The organism is Nocardioides sp. (genome assembly GCF_050246775.1).
Taxonomy (GTDB): domain Bacteria; phylum Actinomycetota; class Actinomycetes; order Propionibacteriales; family Nocardioidaceae; genus Nocardioides.
Genome location: NZ_JBFWVK010000002.1, coordinates 708879 through 733855, shown reverse-complemented (window position 1 = coordinate 733855; position 24977 = coordinate 708879). Strand labels below are relative to the sequence as shown.

General features: G+C 68.6%; 24 protein-coding genes. 9 read left to right on the top strand and 15 right to left on the bottom strand.

What is annotated here, in order from left to right; all coding sequences use genetic code 11:
- Positions 1-3: 3 nt before the first annotated feature.
- The 4 genes from AB7I40_RS13460 to AB7I40_RS13445 are packed head-to-tail and all read right to left on the bottom strand — an operon-like array spanning position 4 to position 3573.
- Positions 4-1359, bottom strand: coding sequence for an aspartate aminotransferase family protein (locus tag AB7I40_RS13460; protein ID WP_428344916.1), 1356 nt, complete (start codon positions 1357-1359; stop codon positions 4-6).
- The gene (locus tag AB7I40_RS13455) at positions 1356-2363 is read right to left on the bottom strand and encodes an alpha-ketoacid dehydrogenase subunit beta (protein WP_428347963.1); all 1008 of its coding nucleotides are present in this window, start codon (positions 2361-2363) and stop codon (positions 1356-1358) included. Before AB7I40_RS13455 ends, AB7I40_RS13460 begins: the two co-directional genes overlap by 4 nt.
- On the bottom strand, positions 2360-3334 hold the full coding sequence (locus AB7I40_RS13450; protein ID WP_428344914.1) for a thiamine pyrophosphate-dependent dehydrogenase E1 component subunit alpha: 975 nt from the start codon (positions 3332-3334) through the stop codon (positions 2360-2362). The genes AB7I40_RS13455 and AB7I40_RS13450 overlap by 4 nt, the downstream gene beginning before the upstream one ends.
- Entirely contained in the window at positions 3331-3573 is a 243-nt protein-coding gene (locus AB7I40_RS13445) for a biotin/lipoyl-containing protein (RefSeq protein WP_428344913.1), read from the bottom strand. Before AB7I40_RS13445 ends, AB7I40_RS13450 begins: the two co-directional genes overlap by 4 nt.
- A gap of 160 nt (positions 3574-3733) precedes the next feature.
- On the opposite strand from AB7I40_RS13445, the gene AB7I40_RS13440 reads away from it, so the two are divergent.
- Positions 3734-4438 (top strand): FadR/GntR family transcriptional regulator, encoded by a 705-nt coding sequence (locus AB7I40_RS13440; protein WP_428344912.1) that lies wholly within the window; start codon positions 3734-3736, stop codon positions 4436-4438.
- A gap of 35 nt (positions 4439-4473) precedes the next feature.
- Here the strand turns inward: AB7I40_RS13440 and AB7I40_RS13435 are convergent, their stop codons facing one another.
- Together AB7I40_RS13435 and AB7I40_RS13430 are read right to left on the bottom strand one after the other, a co-directional pair.
- Entirely contained in the window at positions 4474-5331 is an 858-nt protein-coding gene (locus AB7I40_RS13435; RefSeq protein WP_428344911.1) for a GIY-YIG nuclease family protein, read from the bottom strand.
- 198 nt (positions 5332-5529) lie between these two features.
- The gene (locus AB7I40_RS13430; RefSeq protein WP_428344910.1) at positions 5530-5844 is read right to left on the bottom strand and encodes a helix-turn-helix domain-containing protein; all 315 of its coding nucleotides are present in this window, start codon (positions 5842-5844) and stop codon (positions 5530-5532) included.
- Between the two features lie 290 nt (positions 5845-6134).
- On the opposite strand from AB7I40_RS13430, the gene AB7I40_RS13425 reads away from it, so the two are divergent.
- On the top strand, positions 6135-7202 hold the full coding sequence (locus AB7I40_RS13425; RefSeq protein ID WP_428344909.1) for an EcsC family protein: 1068 nt from the start codon (positions 6135-6137) through the stop codon (positions 7200-7202).
- A gap of 55 nt (positions 7203-7257) precedes the next feature.
- Here the strand turns inward: AB7I40_RS13425 and AB7I40_RS13420 are convergent, their stop codons facing one another.
- Both AB7I40_RS13420 and AB7I40_RS13415 read right to left on the bottom strand, forming a co-directional pair.
- Entirely contained in the window at positions 7258-8412 is a 1155-nt protein-coding gene (locus AB7I40_RS13420) for a ScyD/ScyE family protein (RefSeq protein WP_428344908.1), read from the bottom strand.
- Positions 8413-8571: 159 nt separating this feature from the next.
- Positions 8572-9888, bottom strand: a complete 1317-nt coding sequence (locus tag AB7I40_RS13415; RefSeq protein WP_428344907.1) for a lanthionine synthetase LanC family protein — start codon at positions 9886-9888, stop codon at positions 8572-8574.
- Positions 9889-9983: 95 nt separating this feature from the next.
- Here AB7I40_RS13415 and AB7I40_RS13410 point away from each other — a divergent pair, with 95 nt between their 5' ends.
- From AB7I40_RS13410 to AB7I40_RS13395, 4 genes are all read left to right on the top strand, one after another.
- Positions 9984-10562, top strand: coding sequence for an ArsR/SmtB family transcription factor (locus AB7I40_RS13410; protein ID WP_428344906.1), 579 nt, complete (start codon positions 9984-9986; stop codon positions 10560-10562).
- Positions 10559-11350, top strand: coding sequence for an SRPBCC family protein (locus AB7I40_RS13405; protein ID WP_428344905.1), 792 nt, complete (start codon positions 10559-10561; stop codon positions 11348-11350). The genes AB7I40_RS13410 and AB7I40_RS13405 overlap by 4 nt, the downstream gene beginning before the upstream one ends.
- A 25-nt stretch (positions 11351-11375) precedes the next feature.
- Positions 11376-11765 carry a DUF6069 family protein gene (locus AB7I40_RS13400; RefSeq protein WP_428344904.1) on the top strand — a complete coding sequence of 130 codons (390 nt, stop codon included), beginning with the start codon at positions 11376-11378 and terminating at the stop codon, positions 11763-11765.
- Positions 11766-11918: 153 nt separating this feature from the next.
- Positions 11919-12869 (top strand): hypothetical protein, encoded by a 951-nt coding sequence (locus AB7I40_RS13395; protein ID WP_428344903.1) that lies wholly within the window; start codon positions 11919-11921, stop codon positions 12867-12869.
- 23 nt (positions 12870-12892) lie between these two features.
- On the opposite strand, the gene AB7I40_RS13390 is transcribed toward AB7I40_RS13395, so the two are convergent.
- From AB7I40_RS13390 to AB7I40_RS13360, 7 genes are all read right to left on the bottom strand, one after another.
- Positions 12893-14185, bottom strand: a complete 1293-nt coding sequence (locus tag AB7I40_RS13390; RefSeq protein WP_428344902.1) for an RNA polymerase sigma factor — start codon at positions 14183-14185, stop codon at positions 12893-12895.
- 23 nt (positions 14186-14208) lie between these two features.
- Positions 14209-14556 (bottom strand): YciI family protein, encoded by a 348-nt coding sequence (locus AB7I40_RS13385; protein ID WP_428344967.1) that lies wholly within the window; start codon positions 14554-14556, stop codon positions 14209-14211.
- Positions 14557-14700: 144 nt separating this feature from the next.
- Positions 14701-17301 (bottom strand): acetoacetate--CoA ligase, encoded by a 2601-nt coding sequence (locus AB7I40_RS13380; protein ID WP_428344901.1) that lies wholly within the window; start codon positions 17299-17301, stop codon positions 14701-14703.
- 32 nt (positions 17302-17333) lie between these two features.
- A complete protein-coding gene (locus tag AB7I40_RS13375) occupies positions 17334-18548 on the bottom strand; it encodes a sugar ABC transporter permease (protein WP_428344900.1) in 1215 nt (404 codons plus the stop codon).
- Positions 18545-19357: an ATP-binding cassette domain-containing protein gene (locus AB7I40_RS13370; RefSeq protein WP_428344899.1), complete on the bottom strand. Its 813-nt coding sequence runs from the start codon at positions 19355-19357 to the stop codon at positions 18545-18547. The genes AB7I40_RS13375 and AB7I40_RS13370 overlap by 4 nt, the downstream gene beginning before the upstream one ends.
- A gap of 66 nt (positions 19358-19423) precedes the next feature.
- A complete protein-coding gene (locus AB7I40_RS13365) occupies positions 19424-20575 on the bottom strand; it encodes a substrate-binding domain-containing protein (protein ID WP_428347962.1) in 1152 nt (383 codons plus the stop codon).
- Between the two features lie 83 nt (positions 20576-20658).
- A complete protein-coding gene (locus AB7I40_RS13360; protein WP_428344897.1) occupies positions 20659-22431 on the bottom strand; it encodes a flavin-containing monooxygenase in 1773 nt (590 codons plus the stop codon).
- 170 nt (positions 22432-22601) lie between these two features.
- Here AB7I40_RS13360 and AB7I40_RS13355 point away from each other — a divergent pair, with 170 nt between their 5' ends.
- The 3 genes from AB7I40_RS13355 (at position 22602) to AB7I40_RS13345 (ending at position 24977) form a co-directional block, all read left to right on the top strand.
- Complete coding sequence (locus AB7I40_RS13355) at positions 22602-23432, top strand: mycofactocin-coupled SDR family oxidoreductase (protein ID WP_428344896.1); 831 nt, start codon at positions 22602-22604, stop codon at positions 23430-23432.
- A 130-nt stretch (positions 23433-23562) separates the two neighbouring features.
- Positions 23563-24051, top strand: a complete 489-nt coding sequence (locus AB7I40_RS13350) for a SigE family RNA polymerase sigma factor (protein WP_428344895.1) — start codon at positions 23563-23565, stop codon at positions 24049-24051.
- Positions 24048-24977 carry a hypothetical protein gene (locus AB7I40_RS13345; protein WP_428344894.1) on the top strand — a complete coding sequence of 310 codons (930 nt, stop codon included), beginning with the start codon at positions 24048-24050 and terminating at the stop codon, positions 24975-24977. The genes AB7I40_RS13350 and AB7I40_RS13345 overlap by 4 nt, the downstream gene beginning before the upstream one ends.

Below are 24977 nucleotides of genomic sequence, written 5' to 3'. Positions count from 1 at the left end.
AGGTCACGAAACCTCGGTGGCGACCTCGTGCACTGCTGCTTGCAGGGCGGCGACGGTCTCGTCGACCTGGCTGCGGTCGAAGATGTAGGGCGGACAGATCCCGAAGCGATCGCCGCGATAGCCGTCCGCGTTGCCGCTGAAGGCTGGGTTGATGAGTACGCCGCGCTCCTGGCACTTCTTGGCGATCACCTTGTTGATGCCGAGCTCGAAGGGGAACGGCTCCTTGGTGGCACGGTCGGCCACGATTTCGACGCCGACGAGCATGCCGCGGCCGTCGACCTCTCCGACGATGGGGCTGTCGGTCAAAGCCTCGCGCACAGAAGCCTGGAGGTAGGCCCCCACCTCGGCAGCGTTCGCAACGAGGTCATGCTTCTTGATGTAGCGGAGCACCGCGAGTCCCACAGCGCACGACAGCGGGTTGCCGCCGTAGGTGAAGCCGTGCTCGAACATCCCGCTGCCCTCGGCGACTGCAGCGTGGATCCGGTCGGTGGTGATGACGGCACCCAACGGGGAGTAGCCGCTGCTCATGCCCTTGCCGCACGTGATCATGTCCGGGATGACGTCCCAGTGATCGATGGCGAAGTTGCGCCCGGTCCTGCCCATGCCGGTCAGCACCTCGTCCACGATCAGCAGGACGTCGTACTTGTCGCAGATCTCCCGGACCCGTCGGAAGTACTCCGGATCCGGGACCATGCCCATCGCAGCGGCGCCGACGATCGGCTCCGCGATGAAGGCCGCGACGTGGTCTGGGCCCTCGTTGAGGATGACGCGTTCCACGTCATCCGCGCAGGCCAGGCTGCACGCTGGTTGCTTCGCGCAGAAGTTGCAGCGGTAGCGGTACGGCGGCGCGGCGTGCGCGCTCGGCGGCAGCATGGGCAAATAGCCGGACCGACGCATGACATGACCGGTGGCTGCGAGGGCTCCCAGCGTGTTGCCGTGATAGCTGCGCCAACGCCCGACGATCTTGTACTTGCTCGGCCTGCCAGTCTCGACGAAGTAGTGCCGGGCCAACTTGATGGCGGTCTCGTTGGCCTCCGACCCCCCGGAGGTGAAGCGCACATAGTTGAGACCGGCCGGCGCGAACTCCGCAAGCTCGACCGCGAGCTGTTCCTGGGGCTCGGACGTGAAGCCCCCGCAGAAACTGACCTTGCGCGCCTGCTCAGTCATCGCGTCGATGATCTCCGGCACGCCGTAGCCGATGCTGATCACGATGTTGCTGCCAGACGACGCGTCCAGGTATCGCTTGCCGGCGGCGTCCCAGACGTGGACGCCTTCGGCACGGTCCACCAATGGGGGAGCATGCGTGACGTCACGGTGGAAGACCTGGGTCGACTGGGTGGGGATGCTTGAGGTAGTCATCTGCCTGCCGTTCCTGCTGCCGAGGGGACCTGGCTGTCGGTACCGATCGTGCCATCGACGATGTCTTGGACACTGGGGAGAAATGCCGCCTCGTGATGAGCGGCGAAGGGGATCGGCGTGTGAGGCGGTTCGACGAAGGTGGTGCGTACCTCACGCATCAGGTCGGGATGACGACGCACCAACTGCGCGCAGACCTCGGACGCCGGTCCCGCCACGGGCCAGGACTCCTCGACAAGGACGAGCCTGCGTGTCTTCTGGAGCGAGGCGGCGACGGTGTCGACGTCGAGGGGAGACATCGACCGGAGGTCGATGACCTCGACGTCGGTGCCGGACGACTCGAGGAGCTTCGCGGCCCGGAGCGCGCGATGGACCATCAGGCCGGAGGCCACCACCGTCGCGTCGGAACCGGGCCGACTCACGTGCGCCCGGCCGATGGGCACCTCCACGTCAGGGTCGACATCACCACGTGCACCGTGCAGCAGGCTCATGTGCTCGAGGAAGACGACGGGGTTGTCGTCGCGGATGGCGGCTCGCATGAGGGAGTACCCGTCCTGCGGCGTCGTGGGGATCACGACCTTCAGTCCAGGGAAGGCCATCAGCATGCCGATGCACGACTCAGCGTGACCACGGTGGGGCCCGACTCCGAACTTGGCGCGCACCACCAGCGGAACCGTGACGTCGCCACCGGTGCGGTAGGCCACCGAGGAGCCTTCCAGTGCCAGTGGCGTCATCGTCAGAGCGAGGAACTCAGCGAACATCAGGTCGATGATGGGGCGACTGCCCGCCATAGCGGCGCCGACTCCGGTCCCCACCATGGCCGCCTCGGCTATCGGCGCGTCGATGATCCGGCCCTGGGCGCCGTACGCCTCCCACAGGCCTTTGCTGGACTGCATGGGACCGCCGAAGACGCCGATGTCCTGACCCATCACGTAGACGGTCTGGTCCACTTCCATCGCGTCGTGGACCGCAGAGGTGATGGCCTCGCTGAGAGTCATCCGCGTCATGACGCAGCGACCATGTGCTCGGCGAAGGCGGACCGTCGCACGTCCCCGACGCTGCTCGAGACGCGGCTCTTCGCATCACTGACGATGCTGCTCATCCGCTCGACCTCGGCTGCGACGAACGTCGCGCCGTCCTCGCGCGACAGGTCACCCTGGTCGACGAGGACGTCGAGGAAGTGGTCGATCGGGTCGAGCTCCAGCCACTCAGCGACCTCGTCGGTCGTGCGGTAGGTCTCAGGATCGTTCATGTAGTGGCCCCCCATTCGGTAGGTCAGCGCGTGGACGAAGGTGGGGCCTTCGCCGGCTCGTGCTCGCGCCACTCCCTCGTCACGAGCAGCCATCAATGCTGCGACGTCGTTGCCGTTCACGTCGAGCGACGGGATGGACAGTGCTCGCGCCCTGTCGGTCAGTTGACCGCCTGCGAAGGCGGTGAGAGCCGGCATCGAGGTGGCGTACTGGTTGTTCTGACAGATGAAGACGACAGGAAGCCGCAACATGGACGCAAGGTTCATCGACTCCGCGACGATGCCCGCGTTGGCGGTGCCGTCGCCGAACGCGCACACCGCAGCGCTACCGCCACTGTTGAGCTTGAGGTGCAGCGCCGCTCCGGTCGCGTAGGCGACGGTGGTTCCCAGAGATCCAGAGAACATCCCGATGGTGCGGCGTGAGGGAGCCGGGCAGATGTCGCCGCGCCAGTAGCCGGCCGACCTGCTGCCCTCGGACCCGAAGACGGACGCCGCAAGCTCTGCCGGGTCCACGCCGTTCATCAGGGCAACAGCACAGGCGCCGCGGAAGTGTGGAGCGATCACGTCACCCTCATCCAGGCCGGCGAATCCACCGATGAAGACGGCCTCCTCGCCTCGCGACTCGTGCCAGTGCCCGTTGTGGGCGCACATGGCACGGTCGAACGCGCGGCCGGTGACCATGGCCCGCCAAACGCTGAGGCGGCCGTCCGAGGTGGCCAGGACGGTCATGAGGCACTCTCGATGACGGCGATGGTCTGTCCGAGCTTGATCGTGTCGTCCTCAGCGCAGCGGAGCTCGGCCAGGATGCCGGAGACGGGCGCGGCGATCTCGATATTCACCTTGTCGGTCATCACTTCGGCGAGCGGCTCACCCTCGGTGACCGTGGCGCCGACCGAGTGGAGCCACGCCGCGAACTGTGCCTCCTCGACACCCTCGCCCAGGTTCTCGACCGCGACCTCGTGCTTCATGAGACTCCTTCGACTTCGCCATAATTGGTAGTACCGTTATCCAAAGTGGTAGTACCAATATGTCCCAGGTCACGTGCGGTGTCAACGGGCATCCAGAAGAAGTGCGTGAAACAGACCGCCCGGTAGTGTCCGGGTCAATCGACGAGCGAAGGACGTCCCGATGACTGCACCGAGCAACGACCACCCGTCGCTCGTCGACGTGTTCGCCGACGACCCGGTGTCGAGCTCGCTCGCCCGACTCATCCGAGACCTGGCGCCTGGTCAGCGGCTCCCGAGCGAACGAGAACTCGCCGTACAGCTGGACGTCAGTCGCACGGCGCTCCGCGACAGGCTGGGTGTGCTCGAGGGGCTCGGTGTGCTCCGGCGACTCAAGGGTTCGGGCACCTTCGTGGAGGTGCTCAAGCCGGATTCGTTGACGCTGGCTCTCAACCTCGCCATCAGCTCATCGCACCTTCCGATTCAGTCGCTCGAGTCCGTCCGCATCGCTCTCGAACGCCAAGCCGCCTACGAAGCCGCACAGCACGCCGACCCCGTGCTGGTGGCCTACATGCAACGCGCCGTCGACACGATGATCGAGTCTGACGTGGAGGCCGACGTGCTCGACGCAGACCGCACCTTCCACCAAGCCCTCCTGCGAGCAGCCCAGAATCCTGCGCTGACCTTCTTCGCTGCGGCGCTGTCGGACGTCGTCTCCCAGGACGTCGCCGTCCGCAGCGCACGGCTGGACTCCGCTCGCCTCGCGACCCCCACCAAGGCGCTCATGGTCGAGCACCACCGACGCATCCACGACGCGATCGTCCAGGGTGATCCCGAACAAGCGATGAGCGCAGTCGACAAGCACTTCACTGCCCTGCCTGCCAGCTAGGACAACGCGGTGCGCGAGGCGCGTCTACCTGACGGCTAGTTGCGGTTCAGGCCGAACTGGCGAGTCGCGAGCGCGAGTTTGAAGTGCGACTCCGCCGCGTTGACCTCAGCGCTGGAGGCGCCGGGGTCGAAGACCCTCAGGATGCTGAAGACGAAGTCCTGCTTGTGCTCGGGGTCCTTGACTCCGAGCTCCCGCAGCGCGACGTTGCCGCCGTGTCCGTCCTGGGCGTAGGCCGTCCAGCGGCCGAGAAGACGCTCGTTGCCGTCCGCCTTGCCGACGTAGAGCCGGCCGGAACGCGCGTCCAGGATCGCGTAGATCCCCTGCACCGAGCTCAACGCGGTCCTCCACTGCGCGTAGTGCCGGTCCGTGACGACCTGGCGCAGCTCGTCGAAGGTGATGCGGACGCCGCCGTACCCGGGAAAGGGCACTGCTGTGGGGTCAGCGATCTCTACGACCGGCAGGCGCACTGCGTGTTGTCCTCGGCTTGCCCACCTGATCGCGGCGCCGTCCCAGTCAATGACCAGGCGGTTGCGCAGCGACTCAAGGAACGGCGAGGGGTGTAGGTCGTAGGAGCGCATCGTCTCGCTCGCCTCGTCCGGCAGCTCGCCGCGGTTCTCGTAGGCACTGAAGAATCGCGAGTGCGTCCCGCGCTGACCCTCCGCGAGGAACACCAGCCAGATCGGCGGCGGCACCTTCGGCAGAATGTTGGTGGACCGGGTCTGAACCCGGGTGTACGCCAGGACGCCCTCCTCCGAGAGATCTCGCAGCGAGGACGGGTCCCTCGGTCGAACCGTGTGTCGCAGGGCGATCACGTCGCTGACGTCAGTCAGCCCGGCACACTGCAGAAGATGTCCGAGGTTGAGCTCGCCGGTAGGAACAGCAGGACTGATCACGCCTCCCACGGTAGTCACTGCTCGCCGGCCACGAGGGGGCGGGAAGTGACATGCCGGCTGAGACAAGTTTCGTCAGGCGGTCTATCCGCGGTCCGCCTGCCAGGACTGGTTGATCCAGACGGCAGTGGACGTCTTCGGCGGCTGTGGTCGGCGGTTCCCGAGGCGCTTGGGGTGAGCGGGCCCCAACTTACATGGGTTCTAAGGATTGATCCGGTGTCGGACACGCTTGGGCAAGGCCTGGCCAACGCGGGCCTTGCCCAGTTCGGTCTGGAGGGGGTCGACCGCGTCGAGGAACTGATCGGAGAACCCGAGGGCCCTGGCCACGTCGAGGAAGACACCAATGCTGACGCCGGGATCGCCAGACTCGAGCTTCCAGAGCGTGGGGCTGGATATGCCGGCGCGCTGGGCGACCTGCTCTGCGGTGAGGTCCTGCAACTTGCGCCACTCGGCGCAACGCTCGCCCAGCGCCTTGGCTGCTCGTCGTGTGCGCGCTGAGACTCTACGAGCTGCCATCGGCTTCTCCTTACGACTAAGGATACTTATAGTTAAGCGCGATAAGACTAACGATACTTAGTCTTAAATGCCAGCGTGACCGTCTAACCTCGACTCCAGGCCCCTCCCAAGAAGGTGCGCCGGCAGCCCGTCACGGCCCTGCTTCGCACGGACGTCTTGGGCCACGTCGCTGGCGAGATCCGGCCGGACGTCATGATGGAGTGGGCCGTGAGCAACCCCCGGCCACCGACGGCGGATTCGGTAGGGCAGCACGAGAGAGCTAGGTGACGGCGTTGGACCCGCTATCGGAGATGAGTCCCTATGAGCGCCGGGCCTGGCACCTGACGATGGAGCGGCTGCACGCTCCTCCCCGCAAGGCGCTCCTGCCCAAGACGGTGCGCGACGCGACCTCGTCGGTGACCGAGAGGGCCTCTTCCTGGGCGGACGAACACCTGCCGGCCGAGACGGTGAAGAGCATCGTGGAAGGCACCCTGAAGGGCACGCTCGAGATGACCTTCAACCCCGCACTTCGCTCGGTCAACGCCGAGAAGGTGCTGGACGCCTACCGGCGCAGGCATCCCGCCATCGAAACCGCCGACGACCTGAAGTCGCTGGATCTGAAGGACTTCGAGGGGTTCCGCAGGCGGAGAGGGCACTACGTCGCCGCTTCCGCGGTGCAAGGCGCCGGGACCTCGCTTGCGATCACGGGCGCAGAGGTGTCCACCACGGTGACGGGAGGGGCCACTGCCGGTCTGATCGTGGGAGCCGTGGCGCTCGACACTGTCGCGTCGCTGGCGATGATGGGTCGTAGCGTCGGGTCGGTCGCGGCCCGCTACGGCTATGACGTCCGCCTTCCAGACGAAGAGCTGTTCGCCATGGGGGTCCTGTCGCTGGGGATGGCCGGGACGGTGGCGGCGAAGTACGAAGCGCTGTCCGCCCTGTCCCGCCTCTCACAGCAGATGATGCGACGAGCCACGTGGAAGCAGCTCAATGAACACGTCCTGGTGCGAGTGATCGCGCGGACCTACCAGGTCCTGGGCCTCAAACTCACCCAGCGGAAGCTCGCTCAGGCACTTCCGTTCGTCGGCGTTGCGATCAACACCGCGCTGAGCGCCAATATGACCCGCCACACCTACCACCGTGCTGAAGACGCCTACCGTCTTCGTTTCCTCAGTGAGAAGTACGACGTGAACCCGCGGGAGTGGATGGCGAAGAATGCGATGGATGACCTCCTCGCCACGCCCACCCACGACGAGGAGGCGTACGACGGAGGAATGCCGAACGTGGCCGACCTCCTGGACGATGAGCTCCGCGCGATCGAGGGGCCTGGACCTGAGTCCGCGGCGACGGACCCCGACCCCGACGACCCGTCACGCTAGATCGGCCCATCACGCGTGTGGGCGCCGACCTCGCGGCCGGCGCCCACAGGCATGATCAGTGGTGGTGACGGGGGCGCCCCACCCACACCGTGGCGATCTTGCCGTCCGGCGGTCCTGCCTCCGGCGGGAAGACGTCGTACGACACGTAGACCTTGCCGCGCTTGTATTCGACACCGGCCGGGTTCGGCAGTTCCACCAACGTGGAGACGTGGCCACGACGGTTGATGACCGAGACCTTGCCGCCGAACAGCTCACTGACATAGATCCGGCCACGCTCATCGAGGGCCACGTTGGTGGCTCCGAGGAAGCCGCCGGCGATGAGCTTGACCCGGCTGTGCTTGCCGTGGCGGTGGTGGCCACGCCAATGGGTCTTGACCTCGTAGACCGATCCGCGGGCCCCGAAGCTCGGGTCCTCCGGACCGCCCGGGAGCAGGCTGACGATGAGCCTGCCGCCACGCGCCACCTCGACGTCGGTCGGGACGGCTTCGAAGGCGTACGTCGAGCCCACCGTGCAGTCGGGCATGCCGAGCATGGCCGCAATCTCGGCGCTGACCTCGAGCGGCTGAGGGGGCAGCACCGCGACCGTGGAGATGCGACCCCACTTGCCGATGTGCATGATCGTGTTCATGCCCGCGTCGGCGACGTACCAGCCACCGTGCCCGTCGTTGGCCAGCGCATAGGGGTGTGAGTCCGCGGTCCCCGCATAGGGCTCACCGCTCACCGGCGGGCCCTGGTCGGGCGGTGGCGGTGGCAGGGCGTCCACCTCGGCGGCACACTCAGGGGTGAGGTCGAGGAAGCCGTAGTTGTTGCGCGCGTCCGGGTTCTTCGCCTCCTCGTAGGGCCACAGGTCGGCCACCGTCTTCACGGTGCCGTTGGGCTTGCGGAGCTTCACCAGCGAGGAGCGTGCCCCCTCGGTGAAGTCCGTGGAGGTGTAGGCGATGCCGCGGCGGCCCGAGGCGACGCCGTCGATGCCGGCGGGTTCCGCCAAGAGGTCGGTCGTGCTGCCGTCCCGGTTGACCCGGGTCAGCACGCCGGAGAACGACTGGCCCACATAGATCTTCCCGTGGGTGCCGAGGTCGATCTGGAGCGGGGCGAGCAGCCCCGAGACGATGGGATCCGAGACGACTGGCGCGGCTGGTGCAGACGTGGGTACGGCGAGCGCGAGGGTGCAGGCCCCCGCTGCGGCCACGGTGATGCGTGACAGCTTCATACTTCCCCCAGAAAGGGTCGGGAGTGGGTGTCAACCACAGTTGCACCGCCCGGTCTGGACCAACTACCCCAGTGCGACCCCGGGATCGGGCCCCCTCGTCTGGGCCGCTCCGTCTGTGTCCACCCGCCCCAATGCCGCGGGGCGGCACCCGCTGCGCTGCTAGCTGCCGGGCAGCGCCCACCACGTGTCCATCCGCGCGACCGCGTCGGCCTCGCGGCCCTGCTCGAGCACGCGCGCGATCCGGAAGAGGTACGCCGCGATGCCGGCCGCCCCTTGCATCCAGCCCACCCCAGGTGGCAGCAGCGGGTCGTCGTTGCGGTGCTCGACGAAACGCCAGAAGGCCAGAGAGTCGCCGTCCTGGATCGCGCGGTCCACGATCGCGTCGGCCAGGGTCACCGCGAAGGCGAGGTCGGTGTCGTCTCCGTGGCGTTGCCAGACGTTGAGGACCACGTCGCCGACCCCCGCCGTACCGCAACACCGTCCGTCGTTGTCCCAGAACCCCGGGTAGCAGCGCTCGGGGATGCCCGATGCCCGCAAGGAGTGCAGGCAGGCGCGCTCCCAGTCGTACGCCGAGCGACCCGCCACCGCAGCGACTCCTGCGCGTTCGAGCGCCGCGAACAGCAAGGATGTGCCGGCCGGCCCGTGGCACCAGGTGTAGGTGTAGGTGTCGAGTCCGTCCTGGCCGGGCATCACGTGCGGCAGTCGCATCCCACCATCACCGGAGTCGGCGAGGGTGGCCAGGTGCTCGGCGCCGAGGCGGGCGGCCTCGACCAGGTCGGCACGGTCCAGCTCGACACCTGCCGCAGCGAGCGTGCCGGCGATGCCGGCCAGCCCGTGGGACCAGTTCGGCATCTCGCCGCGCCGCTGCCGTTGGAACCGTGCCGGGATGAACTCCCAGTCGAGGCCCGCGGAGGTCTCCAGCCGTTCGTCCACCAGGATCGTGCTCGCCCGATCGGCCAGCTCGAGCGCTCCTGGTATGCCGTGCCGCGCGGCCCACACCGCCCCGAGCAGCACGCTGGCCGTCCCCAGGGTCACGTCGTTGCAGCGCCCGTCCGGCAGGGTGCGATCGTCGTCCAACCAGGACGGCTGCCAGCCGTCGGGCGTCGCCAGCTCCAGCAGCCGGGCGACCGCGAGCTCGGATCCCGGCGCGCCGAGCGCGGTCAGGATCCCGATCGTGCTGACGTGGCCGTCGAAGTAGTCGTACTCGGTCTCCTGCGGGATGCGGCCGACCAGCGTCGCGGCGATTCCCTCACCCAGGGCCAGCTCGTCGGGCGACAGCTCACGCGAGAGCCGGATCTCCGCCATGACGTGCGCCAGCCCTCCGACCCCGGAGTGCATGCCGACGGGGAAGTCGCCGGGCTCGCTCTGCGCCGGGTTGCTCGGGAGCCACAGGTCGCTGCCGCGGCCCCGGACCTGGGAGCGCACCCACGCCCACGACGCCTCGGCGAGCGAGCGGTAGGTGTCGGGATCGACCACCCTCGCGATGATGCCACTTCCGCCCGTCCGGCGCGTTCTGCGATCGGCGACTCCCACCCCTTGACAAGAATAATTGTCAAGGGCACGATGGCGACATGCAGGACGTCGAAGTCATCGAGGACGCGGAGGCAGCCGCCACCGCCTTGGACCTGGTCCGGTCCCGGCTGCTCGGCGAGTTGGCCGTCCCAGCCTCGGCCGCCGGGCTGGCCGCCCGGGTCGGCATCGCGCGCCAGAAGGTCAACTACCACCTCAAGGCGCTCGAGGCCCACGGCCTCGTCGAGCTGTCCGAGGAGCGCCGGCACGGGGGCATCACCGAGCGGGTGCTCCAGGCCTCAGCTGCGTCGTACGTCGTGTCGCCGGCCGCCGTCAGCGGGTCTGCGGCCGATCCCGACGCCAATGCCGACCACCTGTCCGCGAGCTATCTCGTGGCGCTGGCCGGCCGGATGGTGCGCGAGGTCGGTGCCCTGGCCCGCCGGGCCGGCGCGTCCGGCAAGCGCCTGCCCACGTTGACGATCGACACGCAGATCGGCTTCCGTTCGGCGGCCGACCGGGCAGCCTTCGCTGACGACCTGACCGCCGCGGTGCTCGACCTGGCCGCTCGCTACCACCACGACGACGGGCGCCCGCACCGGCTCGTCATCGCATCCCACCCACTTCCTGAGGAGCCCTCATGAGCACCACCCCCACCGTCCCTTACCGCCTGGAGTTCAGCGTCGAGGTCCCGGGCACCCCCGAGCAGGTCTGGCAGGCCATCGCCACCGCCAAGGGCATGAGCGCCTGGTTCCTGCCGACCGACATGGAGGAGCGCGAGGGCGGCGCCCTGCATTTCTCCATGGGCCCCGAGATGGGCTCGGACGGCCACGTCACCGACTGGGACCCGCCGCGCCGCATCGTCTACGAGGAGGACTGGGCCGCCCTCATGGGCAAGGAGCCGGGGGCCGTCAGCCCCCTGACCTCGGAGTTCCTCGTCGAGGCGCAGTCCGGTGGCACGTGCGTCGTGCGCGTGACCAGCAGCGGCTTCGGGACCGGGGCCGACTGGGAGTCGGAGTTCTGGGACGAGTTGACCCCCAACTGGCTGCCGTTCTTCGACAACCTGCGCCTCTACCTCGCCCACTTCCCCGGCCAGGAGGCCACGATGTTGGAGGTCACCGCCTCGCATCCCGGCACCCCGGAGGCTCTGTGGGCCGCTCTGCGCGACGCGCTCGAGCTGGGCGCGGAGGGCGCGGCGATCGAGGTGCGGGGAGTCACCGGCACGGTCGAGCGGGTCGGCGAGCGGCAGACTCTGATCCGGCTCGCCACGCCCGTGCCCGGGGTCCTCAACGTGTTCGCCTTCGACGAGAGTCTTGAGACCGCGCTGGTCGGCGTACGCGCCTACCTCTTCTCCGCCGACGCCGAGGACTACGTACGCCGCGAGGAGTCGGCCTGGCGAGCCTGGCTGCAAGGGCTCACCGTCCCGGCCTGACCTCCCACCACGGACGGAGAGCGACATGAGCAAGCTTCGCGGGCTCGTCGGCACCGGCCTGATCGGCACCCTCGCGGCGATGGTGGCCACCACCCTGGCCGCTGCCGTGGCCCGTGCCGGGGGCGTCGACTTCGAGCTGCCCCCGGACGGCGAGATGATCCCGTTGTCCGGCATCGCCGTGGTGACCGGGTTCTTCTCGGTCGTGGGCATCGTCATCGCCGCGGCCCTCGCCCGCTGGAGCGCCAGCCCCGCAGTGAGGTTCGTGTGGACCGCAGGGGCGTTGACCGCGCTCTCGCTGGTCCCGCCCCTGCTGTCGCGAGCCGACGGCGCCACGGTCACGACGCTGGTGGTGCTGCACCTCGTGGCGGCCGCCGTGATGATCCCCCTCCTGGCCCGCAGCCTGCGCACCTGGTGATCCATCGAGAAACCGCCCATCCGGTGCGCTGCAGCTCTGGGGCGACCCGCCTGAGTCCTCGACCTGATCCAAGCGTGACGATCTCGCACAAAAGGTGCGAATGTGAGTACAACGGCTCTGTTTGCGGGTTCGGTTCCCGGCAAGGCTGGTCGCATGAGACGAATCAGCTGGCTGCCCGTTGTCGCCATCGTTGCAGGCCTGTGTGTCGGGTGCGCCAACCCGAGCCGGGAGTCGGAGGCCGACGAGCTCCGCACCGAGGTGGCCGGCCTCCCCGGGGTCACCGCCGCCCAGCTCGACTACGGCGAGCCGGTGCCGCTGCAGTCCGGAAGCGTGGTCATGAAGGTCGAGATGAGTGGCCAGGCCACCGCCGACCAGGTGGTCACCGTGGTCGAGACCGCCTACCGCGCCTTCAGCTCCACCCATCAGGACGAGGAGGCCGACCTGTCGGTGCGCGCCGGTCCCACCACGGTCGCTCTCCGGTCCTTCGAGCCCGAGGCCTCACCCGCCGCGGTCAGCGACGCCGTCCGCACCGGGCTCCTGGCCGCCCCCGCATCCGGATCGGTCGCCATCGACCTGACCACCGACGACGTCCCGAAGGGCAACCACGTAGCAGGCACCTACCTGGTCGCACTCCCGGACGGATCGACGTTCGCCGACATCCCGGAGCTTCTCGACTCGCTCGCCGCGCAGCAGCCCGACGGCGGCCAGATCGGCTGGGGTGGCACTGCCGCCGACGGCACGTTGCTGAGCTTCGACCACGGCTTCCCGCCCGCCCAGCTCGTCGGGAGGTGGGAGAGCATGCAACGGCCCGACGCCCCGGTCGCGATGCGCGCCCTCGAGGACGGTGCCCTGTTCGTGGAGGCCCGGCCGACAGCACGCTACGACGTGACCGACCCCGCCGACCGGCGCGCCCTCGACCGGATCACCCACCCCCAGGTGCGCGCTCTCGGCGACGGTGAATGGGTCTACACCCTCATCGGGCCGCGAGGCGGCTACCTGGCCGAGATCGACCGCTTCATCTGCGCGCCGGCCTCGGAGGGTCCCTACGACGACCAGCTCGAAGCCTGGGTCACCGCCCGGCTGGGTCCGTGTCAGGCGAGCTGACTGCCTCTCGGGGACTCAACGGCTCACGTCGCACCCGACGCGCGCTCCCTGTTCAGGTCGGCGCGACGCTGCAGGACCGCGCGCTCACCCTCGTTCCTGGTGCGCCGGGCCGCCTCGGTGAAGGCCTCGCTCGCCAGCGCGTGGCTCCCGGACCGTTCGAGGAGGTCTCCGTGCACGCTCGGCACGAGCGGAGAGTCGCCGAGGGCATCGGCGTCCAGCGCGTCCAGCACGGCGAGGCCCGCGTCGGGGCCGAACGCCCGCCCGTGCGCCACCGCCCGGTTCACCTCGACCACCGGCCCGGGGGCGGCGCCGGCCAGGACGTCGTACAGCACAGCGATCCGGCGCCAGTTCGTGTCCTCGGCCCGGTCTGCGCGGGCGTGCTGTGCGGCGATCGAGGCCTGCAGGAAGTATTTCCCGACCGGCTTGCCGCGCGCGGCGAGGTCCTCGGCCGCCTGTAGCGCGGCCAGTCCGCGCCGGATCAGCAGCTGGTCCCACCGGGTGCGGTCCTGCGCCTCCAGCAGCACCGGTACGCCGTGCTCGTCGAGCCGGGCCCCCATCCGCGAGCCCTGCAGCTCCAGCAGTGCCTGCAGCCCGAGCGCCTCGGGCTCGTCGGGAGCGAGGGCGGCCAGCATGCGGGCGAGCCGCATCGCCTCAAGCGCCAGGTCCGGGCGCATCCAGTCCTCGCCGACGGTCGCCGCGTAGCCCTCGTTGAAGATCAGGTAGATCACGGCCATGACGTCGTCGAGCCGTTTCGTCCGCTCCCGACCCGTGGGCAGCTCGAACTCGGCGTGGGCCGCGGCCAGGGTCCTCTTGGCCCGTGAGATGCGCTGGCCCATCGTGGACTCGGTGGCCAGGAACCCGCGGGCGATCTCGGGGGTGGTGAGCCCACCGACCAGGCGCAGCGTCAGTGCGGCGCGGGACTCCGGCGTCAGGCTGGGGTGGCAGGACAGGAAGATGAGTCGCAGGACGTCGTCCTCGATGTGGTCGACCTGGCTGTCGAGGTCCGGCATCTTCTCCTCCTCTCCCGCCCGGGCGTGCTCGAGCTCCGCGACCTTGTGACGGAGGTTGTCGGCGCGCCGGAAGTGGTCGATGCCGCGCCGCTTGGCGATGGTCATCAGCCAGGCGGCCGGGTTGTCCGGGACACCGGTCGTGGGCCACTGCTCGAGCGCGGCCACGAGTGCGTCCTGCGCGAGGTCCTCGGCGAGCTCCACATCACGCGTCATCCGGGTGAGGGCGCCGACGAGGCGGGCCGACTCGGCCCGCCACGCGGCGAACACGGCCTCGTTCGGGTCATCCAGAGGGGTCTGTGCCGGCACCCGGCCAGCGTAGTGAGTCCGACTCAGTCGCCGGGCGCCTCAGGCCCGGTGGAGATCTGGCGCATGGTCGAGATCACGGTGACCTCGGGCCAGTGCTTGGCGTGCAACTCGGCGAACAACTGCTGATCGGCCACGGCCTCCTCGACGGTGGCGTACTCCGTGATCGCCCAGCCGCCGACGACCTCCTTGGCCTCGGCGTAGGGTCCGTCGACCCGGGTGACCTCGCCGTCGCGGACCACGAAGTTCACCGCGTCCTCGGTCCCGTACAGGCCGCCCCCGTCGAGGAAGATCCCCTTCGCGGCCCGCTCACCGATGTAGGCGTCCATTGCCTCGAACAGCGACTGGGGCGGCGTACCGACGCCCTCTTCCATCCTCACGAATCCCATGAAACGCGGCATGTCGATCATTCCTCCTGGTTGCTGGGAACTGCTTCTCGCACGTACGTCGAACGGCTGTCGGGCGCTTCGACATCGGGCCGGGAAGTTTTCTTGAAAACTCCCAGCCAGCCGAATCCTCTAACGTACGCCGACGATCGAGCCAGCGATGGACAGGTAGCGGTCCAGCAACGGATCGAACGTGAGGGGCGCTTCGGGCCGATACCAGGTGGCGACCCCCACGCACAGCGCGGCGATCGCGCGCGCCGCGTCCTGGGGGTATGGCGTCCGGAAGACCCCCGTCGCCACCCCGTCCTCGATGATCCGGTCGAGCATGGCCTGCAGCTCGTCGCGGCGGTCGAGGTAGACGCGGCGGTTGTTGGGCTGCAGGCTGCGCAGCTCGCTCGTGGAGACGATCGCGCCCTTGCGGCGGTAGACGTGGAACAGCAGCATGCTCGACACCAACGCGTCGAACTGTGCGCGGGGCTCGTCGTCGGCCTCGGCGATCGCGAACCGGCTGCGTTCGATGAGCTCGTCCACGATCGCCATCATGAGGTCGAACAGGATGTCCTGCTTCGCCTTGTAGTGGTGGTAGATCCCCGGGACCGACAACCCCGAACGGTCAGCGAGCTGTCGGGTGGTGGTGCCGTGGTAGCCCTTCTCGGCGAAGACGTCCAGGGCCGCGCTCAGCACCCGCGGCAATTCCTGGTCGTGGTAGATCCGCCAGTCCTCGTAGCCACCGGCCGGCAGGGTCGCCGACACCCCGTCGGTGCTGCCACCCCGCTTGTGCGCGAAGTCGATCAGCCACTTCAGGGCGTCGACGTCGTCGACAGCGCCGATGCTGGTGACCGCCCGCGGAGCGGCACCCTGCAGGATCCGTTTGACCGGCACCTCCAGCCGCTTGCCGGTGCGCGTGTGAGGCAGCGCCGGCACGAAGATGATCTCGTCGGGCACGTGGCGTCGCGACGTACGGCCGGCGATCGTCTCGGCGATCCGGGTCCGCAGCTCGGCTTCGCTGCCATCGGACTCCACGACGACGAACAACGGCATCCAGTAGTCCCCCTCGGGGAGCTCGACGCCCACCACGAGGCTGTCGGTGACCTCGGGCAGCGACTCCACAGCCTCATAGATCTCCGCGCTGCCGAGCCGGACGCCGTTGCGGTTGAGGGTCGAGTCGGAGCGCCCGTGGATGACCACGGTGCCTCGGTCGGTGACCGTGATCGAGTCACCGTGGCGCCAGACCCCCGGGAACACCGAGAAGTAGGCATCGCGATAGCGCTCGCCCTCCGGGTCGTCCCAGAAGGCGATCGGCATCGACGGCATCGGCGTGGTGATCACCATCTCGCCGGACTCACCCACCGGCACGGGCTTGCCGTGCTCGTCCCACACCTCCAGGGCGACGCCGAGTGCGGCACCGCTGATCTCACCGTCGTACACCGGCAGGTTCGGGGCACTGGCCACGAAGATGCCCATGATGTCGGTCCCGCCACTCATCGACCCGAGCTGCAGCTCACGCCCGACATGGTCCCGGACCCACTTGTTGCTGCTGGCGGGCAGGACCGATCCGGTGACCCCGATGAGATGCAGCGAGCCCAGGTCCAGGTCGCGCGCCGGTTCGACCCCATCGCGTGCGCTGGCCTGCAGGTAGCCCGGGCTGGTGCCGAACACGGTGACCTTCAGGTCCTGGACGACCCGCCAGAGCGACGCGGTGTCCGGGTAGGTCGGACTGCCGTCGTACAACACGATGGTCGCGCCGTGCAGGAGCCCACAGATCTCCGCGTTCCACATCATCCAGTTGGGGGTGGTGAACCAGAAGAAGACGTCATCCTCACCCAGGTCCATGTGCAGCCCCGGCGAGACGAGCTGTTCGAGCAGGGTGCCCCCGTGGCCGTGGACGATGCCCTTGGGTCGACCGGTCGTGCCGGAGGTGAACAGCACCCAGAGCGGGTGGTCGAACGGCACATTCACGGCTGCCGCCGGCTTGCTGAAGCGGATGAGGCGCTCCCACGTCTCGTCGTACGGCGCCTCCTCGGAGCGGGGCACCCCGCCCGTCTCGACCGACACGACCAGGGCATCGACCGGAAGCAGCACCCTCAACTCGGCGACAGCTTCGCGACGGTCCTGCTGCACCCCCTTGAACAGGTAGCCGGTCCCGGCGATGAACACCGTCGGGTCGAGCTGACCCAACCGGTCCATGGCCGCGGCCGGTGCGTAGTCCATCCCCGTCTGGGACCACACCGCACCCAGGGTCGCCGAGGCCAGGAACGCCACGACACCTTCGATGCAGTTGGGCAGGTAGGCGACGATCCGGTCACCCTGACCGACGCCGCGGTCGGCAAGCGCGCCGGCGACCGCGGCCACCTGGTCGCGCAGCTGGCCGAAGGTGAGGGACTCGCGGTGACCGTCGTCGCGCACCAGCACGATCGCGTCGCGTTCGGCCGAACCGTGCCGCAGCATCTCCGTGGCGAAGTTGAGGGTGGCGCCGTTGAACCACCTCGCCCCCGGCATGTTGCGAGGCGACAGGATCTCGGTCGCAGGGGACCCGAACTCCACGCCGAAGTACGACGCGATCGCGCTCCAGAACAACTCCGGCTCCGCGGCTGACCAGGCTTGGAGCTCGTGGAAGTCGCGTGGGTCGCGCAGCTCGGCGATCCCCTCAGCGCTGAGCCATCGCGCGAAGTCGACGACTCGCGCCTTCTCGATGGTCTCGTCCGTGGGGACCCACGACGGATCAGGTGCCATGTCAGTCCCTCTCTTCTCAGGTCGGTCGGTTCTCAGCGACGGTTGGGCAGAAGCGATCCGCGCGTGATCACGACATCGATCGCAACGGCCAGAATAAGGACACCGCCGGTCGCGAAGCTCTGCACCTCGGTGGAAAGACCGAGCAGTTGCACGCCGTTGTTGATCGAGCCGATCACGAGGGCTCCGAGCAACGCGGCCCACACGGTGCCGCGCCCCCCGAAGAGGCTGGCACCGCCGACCACTGCAGCCGCGATGGCGTTGAGCATCAGTGGACCCCCGCCCGAGGAGTTCGACACGGCCAGGAGTCTGGAGGCTTCCACGATCCCGGCCACTGCGGCGCACACGCCCAGCACCAGGAACGAGGAGACCACCATGCGGGAGACCGGGATGCCGGCCCGCTGGGCGGCCTCCCGGTTGCCGCCGACGGCGTACAGGTGGGTGCCGTAGCGGGTCCGACTCGTGAAGTACCACCCGATCAGGAGCATCCCGACCAGGATCAGGACCACCAGGGGAAGCCCGCGCCCCTGGCTCAGCACGGCGATGGACCCGAAGATCGCCGCCCCGCTCGCGATCGCCGGCACGCCCACCGCGACGGCCACCGAGCTGCTCGCGCTCGCGCCACGCCGATGGTGGCTGCGGTAGCCGGCGAGGCAGAAGAGCGCCCAGCCGACGCCGGCCAGGGCGAAGCTCCAGCCCGCGGGAAGGTAGGTGGAGGAGATCTTCGCCAGGTCGCTGCCACCGATGTTGATGGTGAACTCCGGCGGCAGGACGACCAGCAGGAGCCCCTGCAGGATGACCATGCCGCCCAGGGTGACGATGAGGGAGGGCACGCCGAAGATGATGATGAGCGCTTCGGCGAAGACGAACAACAGCCCGACGACGACCCCGCCGAGGATCGCCAGCCACAGCGGCCAGTCGCTCTTGATCGCGAACTGCGCGGTGACGGTGGCGCAGACCCCCGACAACATGGCCGAGGACAGGTCGATCTCGCCGACCAGCAGCACGAACACGATGCCGAGCGCCAAGATCGCCGTCGTCACGATCTGCAGGGACAGGTTCGTGATGTTGGTCGACGTCAGGTAGGCCGAGTTCTGCGAGTAGAAGTAGAGCCAGATCAGTCCGAGGACGATGAGGACCGGGATGCTGCGATAAGGCCCGGCGAGGCCGGCGACCACCCGTGACCTCAAGGGTGTCGGCAGCTCACCCGGCGCAGTCGCGTCTGCGGACGTGGGGGACTGGGCGCTCATCGGTTGTCCTCGCTCGTTCGTGGAGCTTCGTGGGCTCCGGTGATGGCCGCGATCAGATCGTGCGACGAGTAGTTGCCGCGCCCGAACTCGGCGACCTTGCTGCCGAGTCGCATGACGATCACCCGGTCCGCGACCTCCTGCACGTCCCTGAGGTCATGGGAGATCACCAGCACTCCCCGGTCCTGCTCCTTGAGGCGGACCACGAGGTCGAGGACCTCCGCGCGCTGGGAGACGCCCAGGGCGGCGGTCGGCTCGTCGAGCAGGACCAGGCTGGGGTCGGAGATCAGCGCCCGGCAGATCGCGATGCCCTGGCGCTGGCCACCGGAGAGCCCGCCGACGGGCGTGCTCAGCGACCGGACCTTCACCGCCAGGCTGTCGAGCACCTTGCGAGCCTCCACCTCCATCTGGTGACGGTTGACCGGGCGACCACGCAGGAGGCTGCCGGTGAGCTCCTGGCCGAGGAAGACGTTGCGGACCGCGTCGAGGTTGTCGCACAGCGACAGGTCCTGGTAGACGGTGTGGATGCCTGCGCCCTGGGCCGCGCGCGGAGTCTCGAGCCGCACGTGCTCTCCCCGCACGCGGATCTCTCCGGAGTCCGGGTGCTCCACGCCTGAGATGACCTTGACCAGGGTGGACTTCCCAGCGCCGTTGTCGCCGACGAGCGCGACGACCTCGCCCCGGTAGAGCGCGAGATCGACCTCGTTCAGAGCGCGGACACCGCCGAAGTGCTTCGAGACCTTGCTCAGCTGAAGCAGTGGCTCGCCGTACGGCGTGCTCTTGTCGCCGGTGCCACCGAAGACGTCAGGCATGGAACTCCTCCTTGGTGAGGAGTGGCCGCAGTCGATGCGACTGCGGCCACTCCTGGTCGTGGTCGGTCAGCCGACCTTTTCCTTGCAGGTGGGCGTGTCTGCGGCGGGACCACCGTCACAGATCTGCTCCCAGGTGAAGATGCCCAGGTCAACTGCCTGCTGCACGACCTCACCCGGGTCCTTGCCGTCCTCGAGGTGGATCAGCGTGGTGTCCAGCTTGGCGGTGGGGATGTCGTTGGTGCCGTTGTTGACCGAGTCCTGGACCAGGTCCGACGGCGGGTCCTCACCGTTGATCGCCGCCAGCGCGATCTTGGCGGCCGCCTCGGCCTCGACCGAGAACGCCTTGAGGACGTCGTCCTGCTGCTCGCCGGTCAGCATGTACTGCAGCCCGGTCAGCTCAGGGTTCTGGCCACCGTAGACGGGGATCTTGACGCCCTTGCCCTGGAGTGCGGCGATGATGCCAGAGGCGTTGCCGTCGTAGAAGCCGAGGAAGACGTCGACCTTGCTGGAGGTCTTGGTCAAGCACTGCTCGGCCGCCTTCTGTGCCTCGGCGGGATCCCAGTTCTTGATGTAGTCCTCACACACCACGTCGAGGGTGCCGTCGTCGATGAGCGGCTGGAGGGCCTCGTTCTGGCCCCTCAGCATCTCGGTCGTGTAGACGTCGCCCTTGTTACCGTACTGGCGAGCGAGTGCGACTGGTCCGTCACCGAAGGCGCCGGCCTCGACCTGACTCTTGAAGTAGTCGCCCTGCTGCAGGCCGACCTTGTAGGGGTCGAAGATGACCTGGGCATACATGGGCCCGTTGAGCGGCGGGTTCTCGTAGCCGATCACGGGCACCTTGGCGGCATCGGCCGCCTGGAGGAGCCCGGCGCTGGTGTTGGGGTCCGCCGCCACGACGACCAGCGCCTTGGCGCCAGCAGAGATCGCGGAGTTCGCCTGCGCCAACTGGGTGGCTGAGTCTCCGCCTCCGTTGACGAACTTGACCTCGATGTCCGGGTCGAGGGCTTCGAGAGCCTTCTTGAAGTCCGGGCCGTCCTGCTCGATGTAGCGAGTCGGAGTGGTGTTCGGGGCCATGAAGTAGACGAGCTTCTTGCCCGACGAGGCATTGTCGCCGGAGCCCCCGTCGTCACCACCGCAGGCCGACGCCACGAGGCTGAGCCCGCAGATGATCGCCATGAAGGCGAAGCGAGCACCTTTTCTTCTGCTGCTGACTTGCATCATTTCTCCTTCTTGATGACGCACCAGGCCAAGTGGCCGGGCGTGGGCGAGCGCCGAGATGGTGATGCACTGACGCCGGGGCATCAGGAACTGCGGACTCCGGCTTGATCAGCCGTGATCTGGAGAGCGAGGTGCTTGGAGTAGACGCGCACCCACGCGAGTGGGCCACCCATGAACCAGAAGCCCGGTTGCCCGGTGCGTCGGTAGAGACCGCCGATCTCGCCGTCCTCCCCGATGCCGAGCACCAGCGGGCACTTGTCGGCGACCTCGTCACCGAACAGTCGACGAGCCGTCTCGCGCATGTTGGAGTAGCCGGTGGCCAGCACGACCAGGTCGGCCTCGAGCTCGCGGCCGTCCTCGAGCCTGATGCCGTGCGGCGTGAACTCGGAGAGCCCCGAGCCCTGCGCCAGGGCGATCTTCCGGTCGGCGATCAGTTGAGAGGCGCCTACGTCGATGTAGTAGCCGCCGCCCTTGGCGAGCGCGTAGCCCATCAGCCCGGTCCCGTCGGGGCCGTCGTTCAGCTTGAAGCCGACCGCCTCGAGCGAGGCGAGCAGCTCGGCGTCCTTGACGGCGGTCTGTCGCGTGCCCTCGACCGCACCTTCCAGCACCAACGGCCAGGGGTAGGCGCTGGCCATCAGGTCGCAGTACTCGGTCGGGGGACCGCCCTCGACGAAGTTGGCACCGAAGATGGCCGGGATCCCGTGTTCCTGGCTGATGATGTGGGTCGACGACCTCTGGACGAGGGTGACGTTGGCACCCGCCTCGTAGAGGTCCTGGGCGATGTCGTGACCGCTGTTGCAGGCGCCGACGACGATCGCGTTCTTGCCCGCCCACCGTTCCCCGGCCGCGTGCTGGCTGGAGTGGTAGGCGGTGCCTTCGAACTGGTCGAGGCCCGGGAAGTCCGGCACGTTGGGCTCACCGGCGGCGCCCGTGGCGAGTACGACGTCGCGCGGCTTCAGGACGCGCTCGCCAGTCGCCGTCTGCACAGTGAGGGTCCATACGCCGGCGCCCTCGTCGTACACCGCGTCGGTCATGTCGGCCGACGTCCAGACGTTGAGCTCCATCGCGGCGGCGTAGAACTCGAACCAGTCGGCGATCTTGTCCTTGGCCGAGTAGATGGGCCACGACTGCGGGAAGTTCAGGTAGGGCAGGTGGTCGGCCCAGACCGGGTCGTGCAGCACCAAGGAGTGGTAGCGCTTGCGCCACCCGTCCCCGACCCGCTCGCTCCGCTCGAGGATCAGTGCGTCGACCCCCATCAGGCGCAGGTTGGCCGCAAGAGCGAGCCCGCCCTGCCCGGCGCCGAGGATCACCACGTCGGGCTCGTGGTCGGTGTAGGTGGCGGAGTCGGCGCGTGCGTCCTTCCAGTTGCGCTGCGTCGAGGCACCGGCGATGTGACGTGGTCCCGTGGGTCGGCGAGCGCCGAGCGCCCGCTCGTGACCCTTGATGTCCTCCATGCCCGTCATCACGGTCCAGGCCCGCCACGCACCGTCGACCTCGCGGATGCGGGCCACGCCACGACACCACGCCAGGGGGGTCTCGAAGGTGAAGAACCCTTCGATCGTCCCGCCGTTCTCAGCGAGGAACCGCGGACCGAACTCCGTCACCAGGGCGAATCCCGAGACGGGGTTCGAGGTGAGGTGGGTCTCGAGCAGGCCGGTGATGGACGCCGTCCCGTGATAGCTGCCCAGGTCCCAGCTCAGGGCGAGGAGATCGCGCCACCAGCAGCCCGGTTCCAGCAAGGCGGTCGCCGCCTGGCTGTCGGCCGATCCCAACGCCTCAGCAAACTCGCTCAACCAGGCCTGGAAGGTCTCGGCGACCTCGGCCTGCGACGACTCCACTCCTACCGTCACGCTCATGCCCTCCTCGCGGCCCGTGTGGCCCAACCGACCGAGCGATCGCTCGGTTGTGGGAGTATGGCATACGTCACACCACGGCGGAACCCCTCAGATTCGATCGGGGACCGCATCGTCGACCGGTGCTGGAGCGCGGCCTGCGCACGGCGCCGGACTCAGAATGGAGGTAGCGAATGTCACGAGTTGAGGGCAAGGTCGCGTTGGTGACCGGCGCTGGTCGCGGGCAGGGGCGCAGCCATGCCATCCGCCTGGCTGAGGAAGGCGCCGCCATCATCGCCTTCGACATCTGCGCCCCGGTGCGCTCGGTGACCTATCCGATGTCGGACGAAGCAGACCTGCAGGAGACCTGCGACCTGGCCAGGCAAGCTGGTGGACGGGTCTACTCGGCCGTGGTCGACGTCCGTGACTACGACACCCTGGCCGACGAGCTGCGCGCCGGGGTCCAGGAGCTGGGAGGTCTCGACATCGTGGTGGCCAACGCCGGCATCGCCAGCTATGCGGCAGGCCATGAGATCAGCGAGGCCGCGTGGCGGGAGATGATCGACATCAACCTGACCGGCACCTGGCACACCATCAAGGCCGCGGTGCCGCACCTGATCGAGCGCGGCAGCGGGTCGATCGTGCTGACGAGCTCCGCGGCCGGCCTCCAGGGCACCCCCAACCTCGCCCACTACGTCGCCGCGAAGCACGGGGTCAACGGGCTGATGAAGACCTTCGCCAACGAGCTTGCACCCCACTGGATACGCGTCAACAGCGTGAACCCGACCCAGGTCGACACTCCGATGATCATGAACGACGAGATCTTCGCGATGTTCCGACCCGATCTGGAGTCGCCCGGGCGCGAGGACATCGTCGAAGTCTCGACCGGCATGAATGCGCTGCCGGTGCCCTGGGTGGAGGCGATCGATGTGTCCCACGCCGTCCTCTTCCTGGCCTCGGACGAAGCGCGCTACATCTCGGGCGTGGCGCTGCCTGTCGACGCAGGCATCGTCAACAAGGTCTAGCCCCACAGCCGAGGGCGGTCAGTTCAGCGCGACGGCGGAAAAAGTTCGACGCGATGCGAACCTCGCGGGCGGTTCGGCGCATATACAGGTCGTAGGGCAGCACCACCCGACCTTCGGCGACAGGACGACGATGCACCGCGATGAGCAGTTCCGGGACTTCTTCGTCGCCCGCGCGCCCGCCCTGCGCCGTACGGCGTATCTCATCGTCGGCGACTGGCACGCCGCCGAGGACGTCACCCAACTCGGGCTCGCCCGGCTCTACGTGGTGTGGCCGCGGGTCCGGGTCGAGACCGCCGATGCCTATGCGCGCCGCATCGTGGTGAACGAGGCGCTCGGCTGGCTGCGTCGTACCCGTCGAGAGTCCGCCGTGGAAGCGGTGCCGGACCTGCCCGGCCCCACCGTGGCCGAGAGTCCGCTGGACATCGGCAGCGCCCTCGCGCTGCTGCCGGGCCAGCAGCGCGCCATCATCGCGCTGCGCTACGTCGACGACCTCTCGGTGGCCGAGGTGGCCCGGGTCCTCGACATCGCCGAGGGGACCGTCAAGAGCCAGACCTCACGAGCGCTCGACACCCTGCGATCCCGCCTTCCCGAGCTCGTCCTTTCCGAGGAGACCCGATGACCGACCGTGACCTGTCCACGATGCTGCACGAGCACGTCAGGAGTGACGAGCTGCCGTTCTCGCTCAGCCCTGACACGACGATCGCCCTCGGGCGCCGCACGCTGCGGCGGCGCCGGGCCCGCCGTACCGGGTGGGGCGTGCTGGCCGCTGCCGCGAGCGTCGCCGTCGTGCTGCCGTTCGTCGGTTCCGACGCCCCGGCAGGCAACGACCGTGAGCTCGACCCGGCGACGTCCGCTGCCCTGGAGGACTACGACGCCAGCGCGATGCCCCGGCTCATCGAGGACGTCGCCCGGGAGGAGCTGGGGCCGCATGCGGCCGATCTGGGGCCGGCCCGGTTCCGGGCCGGGGACGGCCAGGGCCAGTGGCTGCCACCGCGCTACTACGACAAGGCCAGCAGCATGAGCGTCAGCTTCGGCGCCCAGAGCGACCACCGGATCTCGGTCGACCTCATGCACGCCCGGTCCGAGGCCGAGGGCGATGCTCGGCAGGGCTGCGCCGAGGAGGTCGAGTCGGGCTACAACTTCAGCTGCGAGGTCACGACGAGCCCAGCGGGCGACACCGTCGTCACCTCGGTGTGGGCCGTTCGGCCCTTGGACGACGGCACCCGCGGCTGGGGCGCCGTCACCCGGGAGGAGCTGCGGACCGGTGTCGTCTCGGCGACCGATCCCAGCCAGTCGCCCATCGACTACGGCGACATCTACTTCCAGCGCCACGTCGAGTCGGTGCACAGCGAGACGTTCCTGACCGCAGCGACCGAGACGGTGCGGGCACCGGACCTCGCCACGGCCAACAGCCTGTGGGAGCTCCCGACCGGAGCTTTGGAACGGGTCGTGACCGACCCCACCCTGGTGATCCCGGAGCCGCCGATCGGCGAGGGGAACTGCCCCTGGACCCTGCCCGGCACGGGTGTGGAGTGCAGCCCCTAG